24 protein-coding genes are annotated in these 21,389 nt (G+C 40.1%); 11 read left to right on the forward strand and 13 right to left on the reverse strand.

Annotated features, from left to right (window positions below; all coding sequences use genetic code 11):
- Window positions 1-4: 4 nt before the first annotated feature.
- The 13 genes from nuoH to secG all read right to left on the reverse strand — a co-directional run bounded on the left by nuoH (window position 5) and on the right by secG (window position 10,654).
- The gene (gene nuoH, locus DQL14_RS02730) at window positions 5-994 is read right to left on the reverse strand and encodes an NADH-quinone oxidoreductase subunit NuoH (protein ID WP_001277308.1); all 990 of its coding nucleotides are present in this window, start codon (window positions 992-994) and stop codon (window positions 5-7) included.
- On the reverse strand, window positions 991-3,522 hold the full coding sequence (locus DQL14_RS02735; RefSeq protein ID WP_108169744.1) for an NADH-quinone oxidoreductase subunit G: 2,532 nt from the start codon (window positions 3,520-3,522) through the stop codon (window positions 991-993). The genes nuoH and DQL14_RS02735 overlap by 4 nt, the downstream gene beginning before the upstream one ends.
- A complete protein-coding gene (locus tag DQL14_RS02740) occupies window positions 3,519-4,505 on the reverse strand; it encodes a hypothetical protein (protein WP_108169745.1) in 987 nt (328 codons plus the stop codon). Before DQL14_RS02740 ends, DQL14_RS02735 begins: the two co-directional genes overlap by 4 nt.
- Window positions 4,506-4,507: 2 nt before the next feature.
- Window positions 4,508-4,738, reverse strand: coding sequence for an NADH-ubiquinone oxidoreductase subunit E family protein (locus tag DQL14_RS02745; RefSeq protein ID WP_000819168.1), 231 nt, complete (start codon window positions 4,736-4,738; stop codon window positions 4,508-4,510).
- Window positions 4,735-5,964 (reverse strand): NADH dehydrogenase (quinone) subunit D, encoded by a 1,230-nt coding sequence (gene nuoD / locus DQL14_RS02750; protein ID WP_108169746.1) that lies wholly within the window; start codon window positions 5,962-5,964, stop codon window positions 4,735-4,737. Before nuoD ends, DQL14_RS02745 begins: the two co-directional genes overlap by 4 nt.
- A gap of 1 nt (window position 5,965) precedes the next feature.
- The gene (locus DQL14_RS02755; RefSeq protein ID WP_162296848.1) at window positions 5,966-6,763 is read right to left on the reverse strand and encodes an NADH-quinone oxidoreductase subunit C; all 798 of its coding nucleotides are present in this window, start codon (window positions 6,761-6,763) and stop codon (window positions 5,966-5,968) included.
- Window positions 6,763-7,242, reverse strand: a complete 480-nt coding sequence (locus DQL14_RS02760; RefSeq protein ID WP_001183511.1) for a NuoB/complex I 20 kDa subunit family protein — start codon at window positions 7,240-7,242, stop codon at window positions 6,763-6,765. The genes DQL14_RS02755 and DQL14_RS02760 overlap by 1 nt, the downstream gene beginning before the upstream one ends.
- Entirely contained in the window at window positions 7,242-7,643 is a 402-nt protein-coding gene (locus tag DQL14_RS02765; RefSeq protein ID WP_001183540.1) for an NAD(P)H-quinone oxidoreductase subunit 3, read from the reverse strand. The genes DQL14_RS02760 and DQL14_RS02765 overlap by 1 nt, the downstream gene beginning before the upstream one ends.
- A gap of 102 nt (window positions 7,644-7,745) precedes the next feature.
- A complete protein-coding gene (locus DQL14_RS02770; protein WP_108169748.1) occupies window positions 7,746-8,435 on the reverse strand; it encodes an SIR2 family NAD-dependent protein deacylase in 690 nt (229 codons plus the stop codon).
- Complete coding sequence (locus tag DQL14_RS02775) at window positions 8,432-8,896, reverse strand: RDD family protein (protein WP_108169749.1); 465 nt, start codon at window positions 8,894-8,896, stop codon at window positions 8,432-8,434. Before DQL14_RS02775 ends, DQL14_RS02770 begins: the two co-directional genes overlap by 4 nt.
- A complete protein-coding gene (pyrE, locus tag DQL14_RS08515) occupies window positions 8,886-9,491 on the reverse strand; it encodes an orotate phosphoribosyltransferase (RefSeq protein ID WP_108169750.1) in 606 nt (201 codons plus the stop codon). Before pyrE ends, DQL14_RS02775 begins: the two co-directional genes overlap by 11 nt.
- 3 nt (window positions 9,492-9,494) lie before the next feature.
- Window positions 9,495-10,052, reverse strand: coding sequence for a ribosome recycling factor (gene frr / locus DQL14_RS08520; protein ID WP_000938350.1), 558 nt, complete (start codon window positions 10,050-10,052; stop codon window positions 9,495-9,497).
- Complete coding sequence (secG, locus tag DQL14_RS02790; protein ID WP_162296849.1) at window positions 10,052-10,654, reverse strand: preprotein translocase subunit SecG; 603 nt, start codon at window positions 10,652-10,654, stop codon at window positions 10,052-10,054. Before secG ends, frr begins: the two co-directional genes overlap by 1 nt.
- A gap of 123 nt (window positions 10,655-10,777) precedes the next feature.
- Between secG and DQL14_RS02795 the strand changes: the two genes are divergently transcribed.
- The 11 genes from DQL14_RS02795 to rpsR all read left to right on the forward strand — a co-directional run bounded on the left by DQL14_RS02795 (window position 10,778) and on the right by rpsR (window position 21,169).
- Entirely contained in the window at window positions 10,778-11,515 is a 738-nt protein-coding gene (locus DQL14_RS02795; protein WP_108169752.1) for a methyltransferase domain-containing protein, read from the forward strand.
- A gap of 70 nt (window positions 11,516-11,585) precedes the next feature.
- The gene (gene trpS / locus DQL14_RS02800) at window positions 11,586-12,566 is read left to right on the forward strand and encodes a tryptophan--tRNA ligase (RefSeq protein WP_162296850.1); all 981 of its coding nucleotides are present in this window, start codon (window positions 11,586-11,588) and stop codon (window positions 12,564-12,566) included.
- The gene (locus DQL14_RS02805) at window positions 12,567-14,354 is read left to right on the forward strand and encodes an extracellular solute-binding protein (protein ID WP_108169754.1); all 1,788 of its coding nucleotides are present in this window, start codon (window positions 12,567-12,569) and stop codon (window positions 14,352-14,354) included.
- On the forward strand, window positions 14,351-15,397 hold the full coding sequence (locus DQL14_RS02810) for a microcin C ABC transporter permease YejB (protein WP_108169755.1): 1,047 nt from the start codon (window positions 14,351-14,353) through the stop codon (window positions 15,395-15,397). Before DQL14_RS02805 ends, DQL14_RS02810 begins: the two co-directional genes overlap by 4 nt.
- Before the next feature lie 8 nt (window positions 15,398-15,405).
- Window positions 15,406-16,008 carry an SH3 domain-containing protein gene (locus DQL14_RS02815; RefSeq protein ID WP_108169756.1) on the forward strand — a complete coding sequence of 201 codons (603 nt, stop codon included), beginning with the start codon at window positions 15,406-15,408 and terminating at the stop codon, window positions 16,006-16,008.
- Between the two features lie 7 nt (window positions 16,009-16,015).
- Entirely contained in the window at window positions 16,016-16,807 is a 792-nt protein-coding gene (locus tag DQL14_RS02820; RefSeq protein ID WP_108169757.1) for a shikimate dehydrogenase, read from the forward strand.
- Window positions 16,807-18,741 carry an RNB domain-containing ribonuclease gene (locus DQL14_RS02825; protein ID WP_108169758.1) on the forward strand — a complete coding sequence of 645 codons (1,935 nt, stop codon included), beginning with the start codon at window positions 16,807-16,809 and terminating at the stop codon, window positions 18,739-18,741. The genes DQL14_RS02820 and DQL14_RS02825 overlap by 1 nt, the downstream gene beginning before the upstream one ends.
- Window positions 18,731-19,753, forward strand: coding sequence for a DNA polymerase III subunit delta (gene holA, locus DQL14_RS02830; RefSeq protein WP_108169759.1), 1,023 nt, complete (start codon window positions 18,731-18,733; stop codon window positions 19,751-19,753). Before DQL14_RS02825 ends, holA begins: the two co-directional genes overlap by 11 nt.
- A 152-nt stretch (window positions 19,754-19,905) precedes the next feature.
- Window positions 19,906-20,334, forward strand: coding sequence for a 30S ribosomal protein S6 (gene rpsF, locus DQL14_RS02835; protein WP_001216701.1), 429 nt, complete (start codon window positions 19,906-19,908; stop codon window positions 20,332-20,334).
- A 9-nt stretch (window positions 20,335-20,343) separates the two neighbouring features.
- Entirely contained in the window at window positions 20,344-20,889 is a 546-nt protein-coding gene (locus DQL14_RS02840; protein ID WP_108169760.1) for a single-stranded DNA-binding protein, read from the forward strand.
- Between the two features lie 22 nt (window positions 20,890-20,911).
- Entirely contained in the window at window positions 20,912-21,169 is a 258-nt protein-coding gene (rpsR, locus tag DQL14_RS02845) for a 30S ribosomal protein S18 (RefSeq protein WP_000440196.1), read from the forward strand.
- Window positions 21,170-21,389: the final 220 nt, after the last annotated feature.

Below are 21,389 nucleotides of genomic sequence, written 5' to 3' on the forward strand. Positions count from 1 at the left end.
TCCTTTAAATTAAAATGATAATGCCTGTTAGCACGATATTCAATAACGCTAAAGGCAGCATGATTTTCCAGCACATATCCATCAGTTGGTCTGGGCGCACATGCGGATAAGTCGCTCTAACCCACATGGATAAAAAGACAAAAAAGCCCGCTTTAATTAAAATCGCTATGCCTCCAGGGATAAAGCCCCATGCGTTAAACCCACCAAAAAACACAATAGAAATCACAAAAGAAAAAGCGAATAAATGCGCGTATTCCGCTAAAAAGAACATGCCCCATTTCAAGCCGCTGTATTCGGTGCAATACCCTGCTACAATCTCGGCTTCATGCTCTAACAAGTCAAAGGGGGTTCGATTCAATTCGGCATAACTTGCGATCAAAAACAAAACAAACGCTAGAGGTTGCTTAAACACAAGCCAGTCTAAAAACCCACCGCTTTGGTAATGATTGATTTCCACTAAAGAGAGCGATCCTACCACCATTAAGGGGGCTAGAATGGTTAAAGTGCTGACCACTTCAAAGCTGAGCAGTTGGATTGTCGCTCTTGCGGAGCCAATTAAAGAGTATTTGTTATTAGAAGCAAGCCCGGCTAAAATAGGCGCATAAATCCCTGCTGAACCCACAGCTAAGAAAAACAAAAAGCCAATGTTGATGTCAGAAATAAGGGGCTTGATTTCATAGCCAAACAGAGTGAAATTAGGGAAAAAGGGGATGGGTGCCATGGACACAAACGCGCTCACCATCGCAATAATGGGCGCTAGCGTGAAAATGAACTTATTCGCGCCTTGAGGGATAATGTCTTCTTTAGTGAAAAGCTTAATGCCGTCTGCTGCGACTTGCAAAAGCCCAAAAGGCCCCACATAACAAGGCCCTAAACGGCGTTGGAAATAGGCTAACACCTTCCTTTCAATATAAGTGGCAAAGCCTCCTAAAGCCGAAAAAACAGCGACTAAAATCAAAATTTTAATCAAGGTTTCAATGATATAAGCGCTCATGCTTGCTCCTTTAAATCCACGCTATCAAACACGCCCTCTCTAAAAAAGTTAGAATGGTTTGTCAAAAGAGAAGGCGAAATGACAAACACATCTTGATCCAAGCTTTCATCAAGATACAAAACGCCTGTTAATTCCTCTTCTTCTTTAGATAAAGTGATGTTTTGCCCCACTTCTTTATTCAATTTTTTTAAGAAAGCTTTAGACACATAGACACCGGCTTTTAATTGCAAATTCTCGCTTTTATGGGTAGCGTTATTGAATTGCGTTTCTGGGTATTTTAAATACGCGTTGAAAGCGATTTTTTCTTTTAAAGGCTTGATAGGCTCGCATTCTATGGTTTCGCATTCTTTAGCGCTCTTTTCAAAATGGCTTGCTCCTAATAGATAGCCTCTGTGATTGGCTCTATCGTTAGTGAAATAGTTGGTTAGATGATCAAATTCTATGGCTTTAAAGCCCGCTTCTGTAGGGAGTTTGTGGGTGCATTCTGTGAGATTTTCTTCCACAAAGCCAAAGCCTTGCACAATATCGCTCAAGTCATAGCCCTCAAACCTCAAAGCCGGTTTTAAGGGCAACACACGCCCTTCAACATTAGTGATCGTGCCTTCTATCTGGTTGAGACTTGGCAAAATAAAATCCACTTTACTCACAGCGTCTTTTCCAAAAACCCTATCGTCGCTATTGATAGTGAAATCCCCTTGAGCGCGAATGCCTACAATTTTTTCATGTTCAAAAATTTCTTCGCTCAATTGACAAATAGAAGCGATGCCTAAAGCGTTCGCGCTTGGAGGGATAAGAATGAGTTTAATAGCGCTTTTTTGGGCTAGCAAACGCAACATTTTAGCGATATTGTGGGCTTGTTTGTGGCTATAAATTTCTTCGCCAACTACTAGCAAGGTGTTATTTGATTTTTGCAAAAGAGCGAGAATTTTTTCATAAGTTTCTAAATTGATGCCCGCTTCTTCAAGCAACAAATAAGTGGTTTTGGTAGGGACTTCAATTTTTTCTTCTTTAACCTCTGTCTTGTTTTCTTCTTGATTTTCTTTTGGGGCAGCTGCTTCTGTTATATCCTCTTCTTGATTTTCTGCCTTATTTTCTCCAATACTGCACCCTTGCTCGGCTTGTTCTAAAGCTTTTTTTCGCTCTTCTTCTAAGGCTTTAAGAGCCGCTTCATCCACAATGCTTTGCTTGGAATCTTCTAAGCTTTTTAGAGCCGCGCTTTCAATGTTAAGCATTTTTAAAAGCATGCCTAAAAGGATTTCTTCAGCCCCCACTTCATGGGTGATGCAAAAAGAGCTTCGGCACAAATTCGCTAGCGCGTTATCCTTAATAGGGTGCATAGCGATTAAAGAAGCTTTATTGAGTTTGAGAGCGTTATTAATAGCATAGCGCACTAAAGGGTTTTCTGTTTTGATAGAAGATCCTATCGTAACGACCAAATTGGAAGTTTTAATCTCTTCAATATTGGGGCGTTTAACTTCGCCCAATACTTTTAAGAATTGCTGGAAATGATACACTTCTTGATTGTAGATTTTAAAATCAAGCTCTTTTCTTAAACGCTCTATTAAAAACGCCTCTTCATTCGTAATATCCCCACCTATTCGCACCGCTTCGCATTCTTTGAGGGCGTTTTGCGCTTCTTTAAGATTAACGCTGCCTTTAGGGCTAGAACTCACATCAAAAGCAAACCGGCCTGCCCCACAAATAGGGTTATGGTAAAAATCATTAAGCACCCTAAAAATCTTAGATTCTTCGCCTAGAGTATCAAAATGGCGCACATCATAAGAAATCAAACACCCAGCCGAGCAATGCGAACAAGTAGAATGGATCTTTTTTAACTCCCATGCGTTAGCCGTGTAAGCGAAATCTTTATAGCTCAAAGCGCCCACAGGGCATACCGCAATGCATTCCCCGCAATCATAGCAAGGCACGCTGCCCACAAAAGAAATAATGCCTTTTTGCTTGCGACTCCACACGCTAAAAGCGTCTTTGGACATGCTGTCTTTAAATTTATCCGGAGCATGCAAGTCGGCTTTAGTGGCTTTGAGGTTGTTTTCGCCCACATTGTCCTTGCAAGTGGTTACGCACCTTTCGCACATGATGCACAAATTAGGGTCATACAAGGCTTTTGCCCAAAAATCCAGCGCTTTAAAATCATCAGCCACCGCATAAGGTTGGTGCTCCACGCCGGTTAAATGCGTCATGTCTTGCAATTCGCACTCCCCGCTCTTATCGCACACGCCACACTCTAAGGGGTGGTTGACATCATAAGTTTGCATGATGCTTTTTCTTTCATCCATGAGCGTGGGGGTGTTAGTGAGAATGGTGGCGTTATTTTTGGCTTTCGTGTTGCAGCTATAAATGCGTTTGCCATCCATTTCAACCATGCACATTTTGCATGCGACTGTGGGCGAGCAACCGCTTAAATAGCAAATAGTAGGGATGTAGATCCCAGCACTCCTAGCAGCCTCTAAAACGCTTTGTCCCTCTTGGCATTCAATCATTTTGCCATTGATATTCATTGTGATCATGAAATTCCTTGAGAGTGGGATAAAATAGGGATATAAGGGTAAGCGTCAAAAAACGCCCCTTCTAAAATCGCAATCAAGCCCTTTAAATGGGGGCTTTCTTCTAACTCGCATTCTAGCGTTTTATTTAAGATTTGAAACCCCGCTTTAGAATGCTGGATCTTGTTAGCGATCTTAAATTGTTTGGAAAAAGACAATTTGGGGGTTTCAAGGCTCTTGTAAGAAACATAGACAAACGAGCCGTTAGCCTCACCCATTCGCTCTAAAAGCTCTAAATCTTTTGATTTAAGTTGCGATTTAAAAGGCAAAATGCCCTCTTTTAAGGCTGTTTCTAGCAACCATTCTTGATCTTTAGAATCATAAAAAGCGGTCGTTGCGTTTGAATCCTTGCAAGGGATATGCAAAATTTCTAAGTAATTTTGCAACTCGCTTAAAAGGGTGTATAAAAAAGCGTTGTCAGCATGCTTAGTGATTTCTCTATTTAAAACAAGTGCCCTTTTTTTCGCTTTAATGATAAGAGCGATAAGCTCTTGCAATTCTTCTTCGCTCATGTTCGCTTCAGAGCTTAAATACCCCACATCAACCTTTTCTAAAACATGCCCTTTTAATCGGGAAGTTTTTTCTAAAATACCCCTTAAAATCAAAGCCAAAATCGCCGCTTCCGTGTGGATTTCATACGACGCAAAAAGGCAATTTTCTTGCAAATCTCTTGTATCTTGTAAGGGTCTTAATAGGGCGTAGGGGCGTTTTAATTGGTTGATGTTTTCTAAAATCAATCGTTCGTTTTCATTCAAACAAGCGTTTGAAAAACCCCCAAACAAAACGCACAAATCGCTTTTTTCTAAAAGGTTTAAGCTATCTTTTGTCATCTTGTAATTGATTTTAAACCCTTTTTTAAGAGATAATTTTTCTAAATAATAGGCTTCTTTCAAGCTAAGAGAAGAGCTTGCGATTAAGGGAGAATTTAAGGGGTTAAAGCCGCTCAAAATCAAGCCTTTTTTCTCACGACAATCGTCCAATCCGCTTGATTGAAACGCAAAGAATTGAGGAGCTCATGCCCTTTAGATTGGATAAATTCAGCGCTCTTAGGGATATTAGAAAAATCCCCCACTTCAAACATGAAAATAGCGACTTCATTAGGTTGCATTTCTTTTTCAATCAATTCTTCTAAGCGTTCAAAAATACCCGCTTTTAAGGGGCGTAAATCAAAGCGTTTCATCTATCCACCTCGCCAAACACCGCATTGGTTGAGCCAATCACGGTTACCGCATCCGCTAAATATTGCCCCACTAAAATATCGCTTAAAGCCCCGATGTGATAAAAGCTAGGGGCTCTGATTTTTAGTCTATGAGGATACGGCTCGCCCTCTGAATGGATAAAAAACCCTAATTCCCCTTTAGGGCTTTCTGTGGGGGCATACACTTCCCCAATTGGCGGGCGCATGCCTTGAGCCACTAAAACAAAATGCTGCATCAAGGCGTAGTTTTGCGTCATTATATCTTCTTTAGGGGCAGAAATATAATGCGGATTTTGAGCCATGATAGGCGTATCGGTTTTAGCATACATGGGAATGAGTTGCTCAATGATGCGAATGCTTTCATCAATTTCTAACATATACAAACAATACCTATCATAACTATCGCCATAATTGCCCACCGGCACATCAAAATCAAGCTCTTTATAAAGCTCATAAGGCTCTTCTTTTCTGATGTCATAAGCGATCCCAGTCCCTCTTAACATGATACCGCTCATGCCCCAGCTTTGCGCCATTTTTGGCGTTACAACGCCCACATTTTCCAAGCGCATCCGCCAAATGCGATTCTTATCCAATAAGCCTTGAATGAGTTTTTTGCATTCCCTCATTTCGCCTAAAAATTTTCTTAAGCCTTCTAACCAATTAGGGGGTAAATCTAAAGGCACGCCTCCAATCCTTATAGCGTTATGCGTGAGCCTGGCCCCGCAATAATCCTCCATCAAATCCAAGCCGTATTCCCTCGTTTTAAACGCATACAAAAACACGCTCATCGCCCCCACATCTAAAGCATGCACGCTGATAAAAAAGATGTGTGAAATCATGCGGTTAAGCTCTAGTAAAATCGTGCGGATCACTTGCGCTCGGCGTGGGATTTCTAAATTGAGCAAGGTCTCTACCGCATAAGCGTAAGCGTAATTATTGCTGGTAGAAGAAGTGTAATCCAACCTGTCGGTAGTGGGCATGTATTCGTTATAGGTCATGTTTTCGCCTAACTTTTCACAGCCTCTATGCAAGTAGCCAATTTCAGGGGTAGCCTTAATGATTTTTTCGCCCTCTAATTCCAAAATCAAGCGCAATTGCCCATGAGTACTGGGGTGTTGGGGGCCAAAGTTTAAAATCATTTGGTTGTCGTCATGTTCAAAAATGATGTTTTCAAACTGGGGGTTGAGTTTTGTGAAATTTTGAGCCATTTTATAGCCTCTTTTTTAAGATAGTGGGGGCGATTTTGTGCAAATCTTTGACAAAAGGGATTTTCTTAAACGCATGCTTTTCTTCTGTTTCTTTTAATTCTTCGCCCTTGCCCTGCTCATAGCCAATTTTAGCGAAATTGAAAGTGTCTTTTTCATCCACTCTCGCGCTGTCTCGTTGCTCTTTACCCACCACTCCTCGGTATTCTTTACCAAAAATTTTATCCACTTCATACCATTGGGCGAATTCATCGCCTTTGAGCGGGTAAGAACGCAACAAAGGGTGGCCTACCCAATCATGTGGCATGATAAGGCGCTTCAAATAGGGGTGTTTGTCAAACACAATACCAAGCAAATCATACGCTTCTCTCTCGCTCCAATTAGCCGATCGGTATAAAAAACTCAAAGAATCCACGCTTTCATTAGGCAATAGAACGCATTTCACGCGCACCCTACGGCGGTTCTTACAGCTATCGCTAAAACCCACGAATTGATAAAACAATTCAAAATGCCCTTTTTTAGCGCACAAATCTATCGCGCTCATTTCGCTCAAACACTCATAACCCAAATGCCTTAAAATCGTAGCAGCAGAAAAAATATCGTCTTTTTTGATCCAAAACACCGCCGTGTTAGTCTCTATGTATTTGTCTAAAATCTCATGCTTGTAAGAAAGGTGGTTATAAATGACCTCATAAGCGCTACCCTCTAAATATTTTTTAGGGGTGGGTTCTATGATTTTATAGGGGTCATGCTGGCGCGATTGTCTTTGTACATCTTCATAGGGGGATTGTTTTCTTACCATCACACTAACCTTTTAGGAGCGTCTTGTTTGATCGCTTTAGAGCGTCTGATTTTATCTTGCAAAACCATAAGAGCGTATTGTAAAGTTTCTGGGCGCGGCGCGCAACCGGGCAAGTAAATATCCACAGGAACAACTCTGTCCGCTCCTTGAACGGTCGCATAAGTGTTGAACATCCCGCCCGTGTTAGCGCAACTCCCCATAGAAATCACCCATTTAGGCTCAGGCATTTGATCATAGAGCCTGCGCATAAACTCGGCATGTTTTTTAGTGAGCGTGCCAGCGATGATCATCACATCAGATTGCCTAGGACTCGCTCTAAAAATCGTGCCAAATCTGTCAAAATCAAACCTTGAACCCCCTGTCGCCATCATCTCAATCGCGCAACACGCCAAGCCGTAAGTTAAAGGCCAAAGCGAATTAGAACGCCCCCAATTCAATAATTTATCCAAAGTGCTTAGAACAACTGGTGCTTGTTGCATTATTTCACCTCTAATTTCTGCCAACTCAAAGCGTTTCGCTTTAAAGCGTAAATAAAACCAATGGTTAAAAAGAAGACAAAGCCTAGCATTTCAACGAGCCCAAACAAGCCTAATTTTTTAAAATCAATCGCCCAAGGAAACATGAAAACGATTTCTACATCAAATAAAATAAAAAGCATGGCCATGATATAGAAATGGTGCGACACCCTATTAGGCTGTTTGAGAGCCACAGGCCCGCATTCATAGGGAGCGAGCTTGAGCTTTTCGCCCTTTTTTTGAGCCATTTTACGGCTTAAAAACCTTTGAATCCTTAAGGTTAAGTTAAACACCCAAAAGGTGAATACTAGCAAAACAAAAACGCCAAAATAGGGGTGATTCAATGCTTCTGTGGCTTGTTGCATCAGACTCTCAAACTCCTTTAATTACTAGCAAAATGACAAAGCCAATTAAACCATGTTTTTGCTAATCGTTAGCTGAAAAAATAAAAATTATTTTAACATTTCTTAAGAAGCCATTTCTATGAGTTTGGGCATTAAATCTTGCATAGCATGCACCGCGCTTTCATTAATGCATTGGACATTCTGGGGTAAATGGGCGTTTTTAGCCTTAGGGTCAATGTAATAAATGAGGGCGTCTTTATGCGCATGCGTGTAGAGGCTAGCGGCCGGATAGACTTGCAAAGAAGTGCCAATGATGATTAAAAGATGCGCTTGTTTGACTAAAGAAATCGCTTCTTTAAGCAAAGGCACCGCTTCGCCAAACCACACAATATCAGGGCGTAATTGCGAATCATCTTGGGCGAGATCGCCTAAATTCAAGTCCTTTTCCCACCTATAAACTAAATTAGGATCTTTTTCGCTGCGAACGCTTAATAATTCCCCATGCAAGTGCAAAATGCGAGAAGAACCCGCCCTTTCATGCAAATCATCTACATTTTGGGTGATGATATTAACTTGATAGTGTTTTTCCAATTCCGCTAAAGCCTTATGGGCCTTGTTAGGATAGACTTCAAAAAGCTGTCGGCGCCTTTGGTTGTAAAAATCCAACACCTTTTGCGGGTTCTTTTTCCAACCATAAGGCGAGGCAACTTCCATGATGTCATGCCCTTCCCACAAGCCATCAGCGTCCCTAAAGGTTTTAATCCCGCTTTCTGCTGAAATGCCAGCCCCGCTTAAGATCACTAAATTTTTCATGTTGCCTCCTTGATGGTTTCAATATGAGTGCCGCTGAATTTGTCATGCAAAAAAAACTTAAAAACAAAAGGCGCAACAAACCCTATGAGTAACCCCATGCTCAACACCCACAAAACAAAGCGCCACAAAGCTAAAAAAAAGCCCACTTTTTCGCCATTATTTTTGACTAATTTAAACTGAGCGTAACGCATGCCAGGGCTTTGGGATTTAAAAGCGATAAAAAAGCTGTGCGTTAGGGCGTAAAAAAGCAGGCATAAAAAAATCGCGCTCTGGTTTTCCCTAAAATCCTTCGCGCTCCCTAAAATCGCATAAGTCATTATGTAAAGCATGGGGGTATAGATCATAAAAATATCGGTGATAAAGGCCTTCAAACGCAAAGAGAGATACAGCCCTTTTAAAGGGCTTTCTAAAGTGCGTTTTTTTTCTGGGGTTTTATTTTTTTTGGTTTTTTTAGTTGCCACGACTTCCTGGCTTTATAGCAACGCTAGTAGCGCATAAAGGGCAAGAATTAGGCTTGTGCATGTCAAAAACAAAATCTTCTAAAGCAAAAAGGGGCAAATGGCTAGGCAAACATGCGCCCTCTTGGGCTTTTAAATGAGAATGAGCGCGCTTGCAAATGCCCCGATTGGCTAGAGCGCCAAAAGCCACGATTTGAGCGCCCTTTTCTTCTAAAACTTTAGCGCATTCCATGGCGGATTTTCCCGTAGTGATAATGTCCTCACACACTAAAATTTTTTCGTTTTCTTTGACTTCAAAACCACGCCTTAATGTCATGATATTATCCACCCTTTCAGTGAAGATAAAACGCACGCCCAAAGCCCTTGCAAGCTCATACCCAGCCAAGATCCCCCCAATAGCCGGCGAGCACACGCATTCAATATTCAAATGAGCTTCTTGGATTTGTTTGGCTAATTCTAGCGCTAATTGTTCGGCTAGTTTGGGATCTTCTAAAACTTTAGCGGATTGCAAATAATAATTGGAATGAAACCCGCTGCTGAGCAAGAAATGCCCCTCTAACAACGCTTTAGCGTTTTGATAACATGCCTTAATATCCATGGTTTAGACCTTTAAGATCGCGTCTTCTTTGTTTTTCACGCTTTCATCAATTTTTTTAATGGCTTCATCGGTGATTTTTTGGATCTGTTCTTGGGCTTTTTTGCTTTCATCTTCGCTGATTTCTTTGTCTTTTTCTAATTTTTTTACCTTGTTGTTAGCGTCTTGGCGGATATTTCTTACAGCCACTTTAGCCTTTTCGCCCATCGCTTTGGCGTCTTTTGCGATGAGTTTTCTTTGCTCGGTTGTCATGGGCGGGAAAAAAAGCTTGATCGTTTCGCCGTCGTTATTAGGATTGACGCCAATATTGGCTTCTTGAATGGATCTTTCAATTTCTTTGAGCAGGTTTTTTTCCCACGGGCTGATTTGAAGAGTGGTCGCATCCAAGCTCATCACGGATCCGACTTGATTTAATGCGGTGGGCGTGCCGTAATAATCCACTTTGATGTGATCTAAAATATTGACTGAAACTTTCGCACTCCTTAGAGTGGAAAAATCCCTATTTAAAGCTTGAATGCTTTTTTGCATCAAATCTTTGGTTTCGTTATAAATGGCTTGTAACATTATTTTTCATCCTTTTTTTGGTTGGTATGGGCGTTGGTTTGCGTTGCATGCGTTTTAGGCTTTTGGTGGGTGGTTGGGGGCGTTTTTGCACTCTCTTTGGTTTTTTCAACACCCTTTATATTATTCTCTTTATTCTCTTTTTTGGCATCATTTTTTTCGTTCTGTTTGGGGCTTTCAACAGAAGGCGCTTTGGCTGGCTCTTTAGGAAGTTCGTCAGGCGTTTGTTTTGGCGTTAAAGGATTAGTTGGGGCTTGCTCTAAAGGGTTGAGCGTTGGGTTTAGTGTGGGATTGAGTGTAGGGTTAAGCGTGCCGGTGGCAGGGACTAAGGGTGAAAGATCTTTGTTGGTTTTAGTTTCATCTAAAATGCTTTTGCCGTATTCTTTGTTGTAAAAATAGCCCAAAGCGATGGTGTTAATGACAAATAACAGCCCTAAAAACATGGTCAATTTCGCCATAAAGCTCGCGGGCCCTTTAGCGCCAAATAAAGACTCATTACTCCCGCTATAAGCCCCTAAGCCGATGCTAGAACTTTTTTGCAACAAAACCACCACCACAATCAATACCGCTAAAACAATTTGTAAGCCTAACAGAGCGCTCGTCATAAACACTGATTCCTTAAATGCCTAAAATTTAGAAAAAACTACGCTTGATCTTATCTAAAATTTGCTAAGAATACACTAAAATTTAGTTTTAATTTCAATCGTGGCGTATTAAAGGCGGTGGTGTTGGACTCTTTTCATTCATTTAATCAGCTTGCATTCAATCAGCATTCATTCAATAAGCATGCCAAAACTTATCACCTCTTCGCTCATATCCAGCAACAAATCGCTATCTGTCTTGTTCAATTTTTAAAACAAAAACATTACGCTAAAGTTTTGGATTTAGGATCAGGGAGTGGGGCTGTTTTTAACGCTTTAGAACGGCAAAATATTTTGATTGAAGATTTTATCGCTTTGGATAATTCCATGAACATGCTCAAATTACACCCCACGCAATCTACTAATATTCAAAAAATCTCTTTAGAGCATGCGGATTTTGAAGAACATGTTTTTTGCACTTATGATCTGGTTGTGTCTTCTTCTTCTTTACAATGGGCAAGGGATTTAAAAAGCGTTTTAGAAAAAATCGCTCTTTCTAGTCAGGAGGTGGCTTTAGCTATCCATACGGATTTTAGCTTGCATGAAGTGCATGAGTTTTTAGGCACGCTTTCGCCTTTAAGGGATCTCAAAGCGCTCAAATCCTTAATCAAAAACGCTTTTAAAAATTTTCAAATAGAATTGGAAAACAAGCGCTTCGCTCTTTATTTTAACCGCAAACAAGATGGCTTGGATTACCTTAAAAAATGCGGTCTTTTGGGGGGTTCAACGCTGAGTTTCAAGCAAAAAAAACATTTTTTTCAAAACATGGCGTTTGAAAAATTGAGCTATGAAGTGTTACTCTTTTCTGGGATCAAGCGTTCTTAAAAACTAAGACAAATTAAAATATTAAAATTAGGTGGTTACAATAACACTAACTAAACCAACGAGAAATAACATGCATAAAAAACGAGTCTTTTCAGGCATCCAACCTACCGGGCAAATCCATTTGGGCAACTATTTAGGAGCGATCAAGCATTGGGTAGAGGCGCAAGATGAATATGAAAACCTTTTTTGTATCGTCAATTCGCATGCGATCACCCTACCCATAGATCCTGCATTCTTAAAATCCCAAAGCTATGAACTGGTCAAATTGCTTTTAGCTTGCGGGATTGATCCTAAGCAATCGGGATTATTCATTCAAAGTGAAGTGGATGAGCACGCAGCTTTAGCATGGCTATTAAATTGTCAGGTGTCTATGGGGGAAATGCAAAGAATGACGCAATTCAAAGACAAGTCTTTAAAAAACCCTAAAAGCGTGAATGTGGGGCTTTTCAATTACCCTATTTTAATGGCGTCAGATATTTTATTATACCAAAGCGATTTAGTGCCAGTGGGCGAAGATCAAAAACAGCATTTAGAACTCACGAGAAACATTGCAGAAAAATTTAACAGGGATTTTGGGAACTGCTTTAAAGTGCCAGAGCCTTTGATCGCTAAAGTGGGGGCAAGGGTTATGGGGCTAGATGATCCAAAAGTGAAGATGAGTAAATCGCATCAAGGGGCTAACCATGCGATTTTTCTTTTAGATGAGCCAGACATTATTGTAAGAAAAATCAAAAAAGCGGCCACTGATTCTATGGGCGTTATTGCATTTGATGAAAAAAGAGAGGGCATTTTTAACCTTTTAAATATTTACATGCTTTTAAGCGATGAAAGCCCAGAAAACATAGAAGAGCGTTTCAAAAATAAAGGCTATGGGGATTTTAAAAAGGAATTAGCTGAAGTAATGATCCAGGCTTTAAAACCCATCCAAGAAAGATACAGAGAAATCAGCGACGATGAAGTGAAAGCTATTTTAAATGGCGGTGTGAAAAAAGCCAGGCCTTTAGCGCAAGCGACTTACCAAAAGGCTAAAGAATTGATGGGGTTAATTTGAGTGGTCTTTAAAATTTTAGGCTTATGGTTAGGGGTGTTTTGTTTCCTTAAGGCCACGCCTTATTTATATTTGGGCGAAGAGCCTAAATATAAAGACAATTTCACGCATTTTGAATACGCTAACCCTAACGCTAAAAAGGGCGGTGTTTTAAAAAATGACGCCATAGGGACTTTTGATAGCCTTAACCCTTTTGCGCTCAAAGGCACTAAAGCCGAAGGCTTGGATCTGATTTATGACACTTTAATGGTGCAAAGTTTGGACGAACCTTTTGCAGAATACCCCTTAATCGCTAAAGACGCAGAAGTGGCTAAGGATAACAGCTATGTGATTTTTACGATAGATAAAAGAGCGAGGTTTAGCAATAACGCTCCCATTTTAGCGAGCGATGTGAAGTTTAGCTTTGATACGATCATGAAATTAGGATCGCCCATTTATAGGCAGTATTACCAAGATGTTAAAAAGGCGGTTGTCTTAGACAAACACCATGTTAAATTCATTTTCAAAACCACTGAAAATAAAGAATTGCCTCTCATTTTAGGGCAGTTGCAAATTTTTTCCAAAAAAGCGTTTCAAAAGGATTATTTTGAAAAAAACCCCTTACTCATTCCCGTTTCTAGCGGCCCTTATGTGATCGCTTCTTTTGATGTGGGCAAGAAAATCACCTACCAAAGAAACCCCAATTATTGGGCGAGGAATTTGCCTAGCAGAAAGGGGCAATTCAATTTTGATGAGATCAAATTTGAGTATTATAAAGACGAAACCATTGCTTTACAAGCTTTTTTAAGCGGGGCGTATGATTGGCGCCTTGAAAGCACGGCTAAGGTTTGGGCTAGGGGCTATGTGGGGAAAGCTATAGACAATAAAAAAATCACTAAATACCTAATAGCCCACAAAATGCCAAGCGGCATGCAAGGGTTTTTTTTCAACACGCGCCGGGAAATTTTTAAGGATAAAAGGGTGCGTGAAGCCTTATTTTATGCGTTTGATTTTGAATGGGCGAATAAAAATTTGTTTTTTTCGCAATACAAGCGCACCACCAGTTTTTTCAGTAACTCTATCTATGCGTCCCCTCCCCTCCCAAGCCCTGAAGAAAAAGCCCTGCTAGCCCCTTATGAAAAGAGTTTGGATGAAAGGGTTTTTAAAGAGCCTTATGTCGTGCCTAGAACCGATGGGGTTGATGTTTTAGGCTATAATTTGAGGGAAAATTTAAAATACGCTCAAAAGCTTTTAGAAAGCGCGGGCTTTTCTTACAAAAACATGCGTTTAGTGGATAAAAATAACAAGCCGTTTAGTTTCACTTTGCTTTTAAACAGCCCAGCCTTTGAAAGATTGGCCCTAGCTTTTGCTAAAAACTTAAGGGTGTTGGGGATTGAAATGAAAATCCAAAGAGTGGATTTAAGCCAGTATGTCAATCGGGTCAAAAGCTATGATTTTGACATGATTGTAGGAGTGATTGGCCAATCGTCTTTCCCGGGTAATGAGCAGCGCTTTTATTTTGGCTCTTTGAGCGCGAAAGAAAAAGGCGCAAGGAATTATGCGGGAATCTCTAGCAAAGCGGTAGATGATTTGATTGAAAAAATCATTAACGCTAAAGATTACAAGGAACAACTAGCCGCCATTCAAGCGATGGATAGGGTGCTGTTGTGGGGGTTTTATGTGATACCGCATTTTTATTTGCCTAATTACAGAATCGCAGCGTATAATTACATTGGCATGCCTGAAGTTAGCCCTAGCTATGGATTTTCGCCGTATTTGTGGTGGGTAAAAAAAGAAAAGGATCTTCAATGATCGCTTACATCCTTAAACGCTTGCTTTTGATTATCCCCACTTTATTAGCCATCATGACGATTAATTTCTTTCTGATCCAATCGGCTCCTGGAGGCCCTATAGAGCAGATGATGGCTAAAATCAATAACACGCAGTCCAAAGAAACCCAAGGTCTTGTTAAAGAGCGTTCATATAGGGCGTCTCAAGGGTTGGAGAGCGATTTGATAGAGAACTTAAAAAAACTCTATGGTTTTGACAAGCCTATAGGGGAGCGCTACCTTCTCATGCTCAAAAAATACGCGCAATTTGATTTTGGGGAGAGCTTTTATCGCCAGATTAAAGTGGTAGATTTGATTAAGGAAAAATTGCCCGTATCCATTTCTTTAGGGCTTTTTAGCACGCTTTTGATTTATCTTATTTCTATCCCTTTAGGGATTTTCAAGGCCAAACGCAATAACGAGCCTTTAGACGTGCTAAGCAGCGTGGTGATCATTGTCGCTAACGCTATCCCGACTTTTTTGTTTGCGGTGGTGTTGATCGTGTTTTTTGCTGGAGGGAATTATTGGCACTGGTTCCCTTTAAAGGGGCTAGTGAGCGATAATTTTGAAAGTTTGAGCGCGTTAGGCAAAATCAAGGATTATTTATGGCATATCACTTTGCCCGTTCTTTGCATTTCTTTAGGGGGTTTTGCAAGCCTTACGCTTTTAGTGAAAAACTCTTTTTTAGATGAAATGGGCAAACTTTATGTACTGAGCGCTAAGGCTAAGGGCTGTTCAGTGGGGCGTATTTTTTATGCGCATGTGTTCCGCAATGCGATTTTATTAGTGGTGGCGGGTTTTCCGCAGGCTTTTTTAGGCATGTTTTTTAGCTCAAGCTTATTGATAGAGATTGTTTTTAGCCTAGATGGGTTAGGGCTTTTAGGGTATGAAAGCATCGTGAGTAGGGATTATCCTGTCGTGTTTGGTTCGCTTTATATTTTCACGCTTTTAGGTTTGGTAGCGAGTTTGATAAGCGATTTGCTCTGCGTGGTGATTGACCCTAGGATTGATTTTGAAAAGCGTTGAGGGCAAAAATGAAAACTGAGATGAAATCTTCTTTAAAACTTTTTATGCGGCCTTTGTTGGTGGTTTTGGCGTTCATGTTGTTGTATGCTTTAGTGCATGCTGCGCTTGGTTTTTATGCGAAAAAAGACAGCGCTCCAATAAGCCCAAATGCAGAAAAAACCGAGACAGAGCGTCAAAACCGCGCGCTTTCGCCCAAACAAGAAGAAGCCAACACGACCACAACCATCGCCGAAGAAAACCCCACTAAAGACTCTCCTTTACCTTTAGAAACAGCCACGCAAGAAAAGGAGATTAAACAAGAGATTAAACAAGAGATTAAACAAGAGCAAGAAAAAGAAAACGAGCCTAAACAAAACAGCGTCTCGCCCATTCAAAACAACCAAAAAACCCCTACAACCCCCTTAATGGGAAAAAAACCTTTAGAGTATAAAGTCGCAGTCAGTGGCGTGAATGTGCGCGCTTTTCCTAGCATAAAAGGTAAAATCATTGGCTCGCTTGCAAGAGATAAAAGCGTGAAGGTTTTAGAGATTCAAAACGATTGGGCTGAAATTGAATTTTCTAATAAAACAAAGGGCTATGTGTTTTTAAAACTTTTAAAAAAGGCTGAATGAAAGAATAATGAAATTAAAATCGTTTGGGGTTTTTGGAAATCCCATTAAGCATTCCAAATCGCCCTTAATCCATAACGCTTGTTTTTTGACTTTTCAAAAAGAATTAGGGTTTTTGGGGCATTACCACCCCATATTACTCCCTTTAGAAAGCCACATCAAAAGCGAGTTCTTGCATTTGGGATTGAGTGGGGCTAATGTAACCTTACCCTTTAAAGAAAGGGCGTTTCAAATTTGCGATAAGATCAAAGGTATTGTGCTTGAATGCGGAGCGGTCAATACGCTTGTTTTAGAAAATGATGAGCTTGTGGGTTACAATACCGACGCTTTAGGGTTTTATCTCTCTTTAAAGCAAAAAAACTATCAAAACGCTCTGATTTTAGGATCTGGGGGGAGCGCTAAAGCCATAGCGTGCGAATTACAAAAACAAGGCTTACAAGTGAGCGTGTTGAACCGCTCTGCTAGGGGATTGGATTTTTTCCAAAACTTGGGCTGTGATTGTTTTATGGATCCTCCTAAAAGCGCTTTTGATTTGATCATTAACGCCACTTCAGCGAGTTTGAATAACGAATTGCCTTTGAATAAAGAGGTTTTGAAAGGGTATTTTAAAGAGGGCAAGCTCGCTTATGATTTGGCGTATGGGTTTTTAACGCCCTTTTTGTCTCTAGCCAAAGAGTTAAAAACCCCCTTTCAAGACGGGAAAGGCATGCTCATCTATCAAGCTGCTTTAAGTTTTGAAAAATTCAGCGCTTCTCAAATCCCTTATTCAAAGGCGTTTGAAGTCATGCGAAGTGTTTTTTGATGCAAGGGTTTTTAAGAAGCCTGTTTTTTGGGGTTAAAAAGATCCCTAAACCATTCGCTCCTCTAATAGAAAAGGGCGTTTTAAAAGAAGCGCTTGGATACAACAAGGAGCGCTATTTTTTAAAAGAAGGCTTTGATATAGGCAGGATTGAATGGGCAGAAAATAAGGCGTTTTTCATTTCTTTAGCGAAAAATTACCCTAAAGACCCTTTAATCAAAAACTTACCCTCTTCTTTTAAAACAGACGCTTTGATTTTATGCCAAATAGAATGTTCTAAAAAACGCCCTAAAGCCTTTTTTAAAGCCGCTCTTTTAAGCACAGATCAAACGATGATAGCTTACCTGGCTAAAAAAAATCACCAGATTGTGGCTATCCCTTTTAAAGAGCCTTTTAAAAAACCCATTCTTTTAAAGCACAGCCAAAGATCCTTACTAGAATTGCCTAGGCATTGCGTGGTAAAGATCGATCTTAAAAAGCGTGAAATCAGCGAAATTTTAGGGGCTTTAGAAGACCCTTTGATAGATGAAAACCTTTCTTTAAGCCTTTTTGACAGGGTTAAGGATTTTTCAAAAGATTGTTTGAATTTAGCCCAACATTATGCGCAACTCAAAGCGAGCGATTTTAAAGACAGGATCAATTATTCTCACATCCCTTTTATCACCATTGACCCCAAAGACGCTAAAGATTTTGACGATGCGATTTTTTATGACCAAGAAAAAAGGGTTTTGTTTGTGGCGGTTGCTGATGTGAGCGAATTTGTGCCGAAACATTCCAGTTTGGATAAGGAAGCTAGGGTTAGGGGCTTTAGCGTGTATTTCCCTAACAGCGTCTATCCCATGCTGCCTTTGAGTTTGTCTCAAGGGGCATGCTCACTAAAAGCGTTTGAAAAACGCCTGGCTTTAGTGTATGAAATCCCTTTAGATAATTTGAAAAACGCCCGATTATCTCAAGGCGTTATTGAAGTTAGGGCTAATTGCACTTATGAAGAAATCAACCATTTTTTAAGCGCTAATCAAAGCTCTTTAGATAAAGATTTGCAACAAAGCCTTTTAGGGTTTTTAGAAATGGCTTTAAAGTTAAAAAAGGAGCGTTTAAAAAAAGGGTTTAATTTCAATTCGTTTGAAAACAAGCTGTATTTGAATAAAGAAGGGCGTATAGAAAAAATTGAAACAGAAAAAGAAAGCGATGCGCACACCCTCATAGAAGAAGCCATGCTCTTAGCCAACCAATCTAGCGCGAGGTTATTGGATAAGCATTTTCAAAATAAGGGGATATACCGCACCCATAAAGAGCCGAGTTTGGAGCAGCAAAAACGCCTCTACGCTAAGCTTTTTGATTATGAGATTGTGCGCCCTAAAAACATTGGCTTTTTTGCTTTTTTAGAGCATGCCTTAAAAATAGCCAGAGAAAAGAAGTTAGAAAGAGAAGTTTCGCGCTTGATCATTAAATCTCAAAATTTAGCCCTTTATAGCCCCATGCAAGAAAGCCATTTTGGTTTGGGGTTTATTAGCTATACGCATTTCACTTCGCCCATTAGACGATACAGCGATTTAGCCTTACACAGGCTTTTAAAAGAATTGTTGTTCCATCAAGCTAAAGGCTGCTCGTATTTGTTAGAAGAAACGCCTGAATTATGCGCTGAATTGAACGCTTTGCAAAAAAAGGCCGCTTTGATTGAAAGGGATTTTGTCAAACGCAAATTCGCTCGCTTAGCTTTAGAGTGTTTAGAAAAAGAGTTTTTGGGCGTGGTTTTAGAGGTTAAAGATTGGGTGGTGGTGGGGCTAAAAGAATTTATAGGGCTTAAAGTTTTAGTCAAAACGAACAAGGTTTTTAAGCCTTTAGAAAAGGTGCGCGTTACAATCACGCATGCGGATTTGATTTTAGGGCGAGTTAGAGGCGAAATCACAGAAAGGATTAAAGAGCATGTATCGTAAAGATTTGGGCCATTATTTAAAACAACGCCTCCCTAAAGCGGTGTTTTTGTATGGGGAGTTTGATTTTTTTATCCATTATTATATTCAAACGATTAGCGCGCTTTTTAAGCTCAGTAACCCTGACACAGAAACTTCGCTTTTTTATGCGAGCGATTATGAAAAAAGCCAGATTGCGACCCTTTTAGAGCAGGATTCTTTATTTGGAGGGAGCAGTTTAGTCATTTTAAAATTAGATTTTGCGCTGCATAAGAAATTTAAAGAAAATGATACCAATCTTTTTTTAAAAGCTTTAGAGCGGCCTAGCCATAACAGGCTTATCATAGGGCTTTATAATGCTAAAAGCGACACCACCAAATACAAATACACTAGCGATGCTATCGTTAAATTTTTCCAAAAAAGCCCCTTGAAAGATGAAGCGATCTGTGCGCGCTTTTTTACCCCTAAAACTTGGGAGAGTTTGAAATTCTTACAAGAAAGGGCTAATTTTTTGCATTTAGACATCAGCAGCCATCTTTTAAACGCTCTTTTTGAGATCAATAACGAAGATTTAGGCATTTCGTTTAACGATTTAGACAAGCTAGCGGTTTTAAACGCACCCATCGCTTTAGAAGACATTCAAGAATTAAGCTCCAATGCGGGGGATATGGATTTGCAAAAGCTCATTTTAGGGCTTTTTTTGAAAAAAAGCGTCCTTGATATTTATGATTATTTGTTAAAAGAGGGCAAAAAAGATGCGGATATTTTAAGGGGGTTAGAGCGGTATTTTTACCAACTTTTTTTATTTTTCGCCCACATTAAAACGACCGGTTTAATGGACGCTAAAGAGGTTTTAGGCTACGCTCCTCCTAAAGAAATTGCCGAAAATTACGCTAAAAACGCCATGCGTTTGAAAGAAGCCGGCTATAAGAGGGTTTTTGAAATTTTTAGGTTATGGCACATTCAAAGCATGCAAGGGCAAAAGGAATTGGGCTTTTTGTATTTGACCCCCATTCAAAAAATCATTAACCCCTAAAAATGCCTAAGGCGTTTTTCGTTTTGAGCTTTAATATTACTAATAAAACTCAATTTAATCCAAAAACAAGCGAAAGCAAGGTATAATCAAAAGTTTTTTAGACCTTGCTCTTTTTTAGTAAAAAAAGGGCTATACAACCACAAGGAGAATGGATGAGGCATTATGAAACGATGTTTATTCTCAAACCTACTTTAGTAGAAGAAGAGATTAAATCCAAAATTGAGTTTTATAAAGAAGTGATCACTAAGCATCACGGCGTGATTGAAACGAGCCTGGATATGGGCATGCGTAATTTGGCTTATGAAATCAAAAAGCACAAAAGAGGCTATTATTATGTGGCGTATTTCAAAGCGGAGCCGTCAATGATTTTAGAGCTTGAACGGTTGTATCGCATCAATGAAGACGTGTTGCGTTTCATTGTGATCAAATACGAAAGCAAGAAAGAAGTAGAAGCGTGGCATGCGTTAGTGGATAGGGCTAATAAAAAGCCATCGCATGCCAAAGAAAAACACGAAAAAACCGAACACACGCATTCTCACCATGTAGAGGAAGCAGAAAGCGTAGGATCTCATAGCGAATAAGGGCTTATCATGTTTAATAAAGTGATTATGGTAGGGCGTTTGACCAGGAATGTGGAGTTGAAATATTTGCCTAGCGGTTCGGCTGCGGCTACAATAGGTTTAGCCACAAGCAGGCGTTTTAAGAAACAAGACGGCACGCTGGGCGAAGAGGTGTGCTTTATAGATGCGCGTTTGTTTGGACGAACGGCTGAAATCGCTAACCAGTATTTGAGCAAGGGTTCAAGCGTTTTGATAGAAGGGCGTTTGACTTATGAGAGTTGGATGGATCAAACGGGCAAAAAAAATTCCCGCCACACTATCACAGTGGACTCGTTGCAATTTATGGATAAAAAGTCAGACAATCCCCAAGCAAACGCTATGCAAGATAGTATAATGCATGAGAATTTCAACAACGCTTATCCCGCTAATCATAACGCTCCCAGCCAAGATCCTTTTAACCAAGCCCCAAGTTATGTGCAAAACGCTTACGCTAAAGAGAATTTACAAGCACAGCCGTCCAAGTATCAAAACAGCGTGCCTGAAATCAATATTGATGAAGAAGAAATCCCCTTTTAAGGGTTAAAATTAAGGAGACATTATGGAAAGAAAACGCTATTCAAAACGCTATTGCAAATACACTGAAGCTAAAATCAGCTTTATTGACTATAAAGATTTAGACATGCTCAAGCACACGCTATCAGAGCGCTATAAAATCATGCCAAGGAGGTTGACAGGCAATAGCAAAAAGTGGCAAGAAAGGGTGGAAGTAGCGATCAAAAGAGCCCGCCACATGGCTTTAATCCCCTACATTGTGGACAGGAAAAAAGTCGTGGATAGCCCTTTTAAACAGCACTAAATGTTTGATTAGGGCTAATAGGGGGCATTGTCCCCTTTAATCTTATTTAATTTAATCTTATTTAATTTAATCTTATTTAATCTTATTTAATCTTATTTAATCTTATTTAATCTTATTTAATCTTGGCTCGGCTTTTATGGAGCGCTAGCGGTAAAAACGATAAAAATCCCCCTTAAAACCACCCAAGCAGAAATCCCAAATATCTCTAGTGTTTGAACAC

The organism is Helicobacter pylori NCTC 11637 = CCUG 17874 = ATCC 43504 = JCM 12093 (assembly GCF_900478295.1).
GTDB classification, from domain to species: Bacteria; Campylobacterota; Campylobacteria; order Campylobacterales; family Helicobacteraceae; genus Helicobacter; species Helicobacter pylori.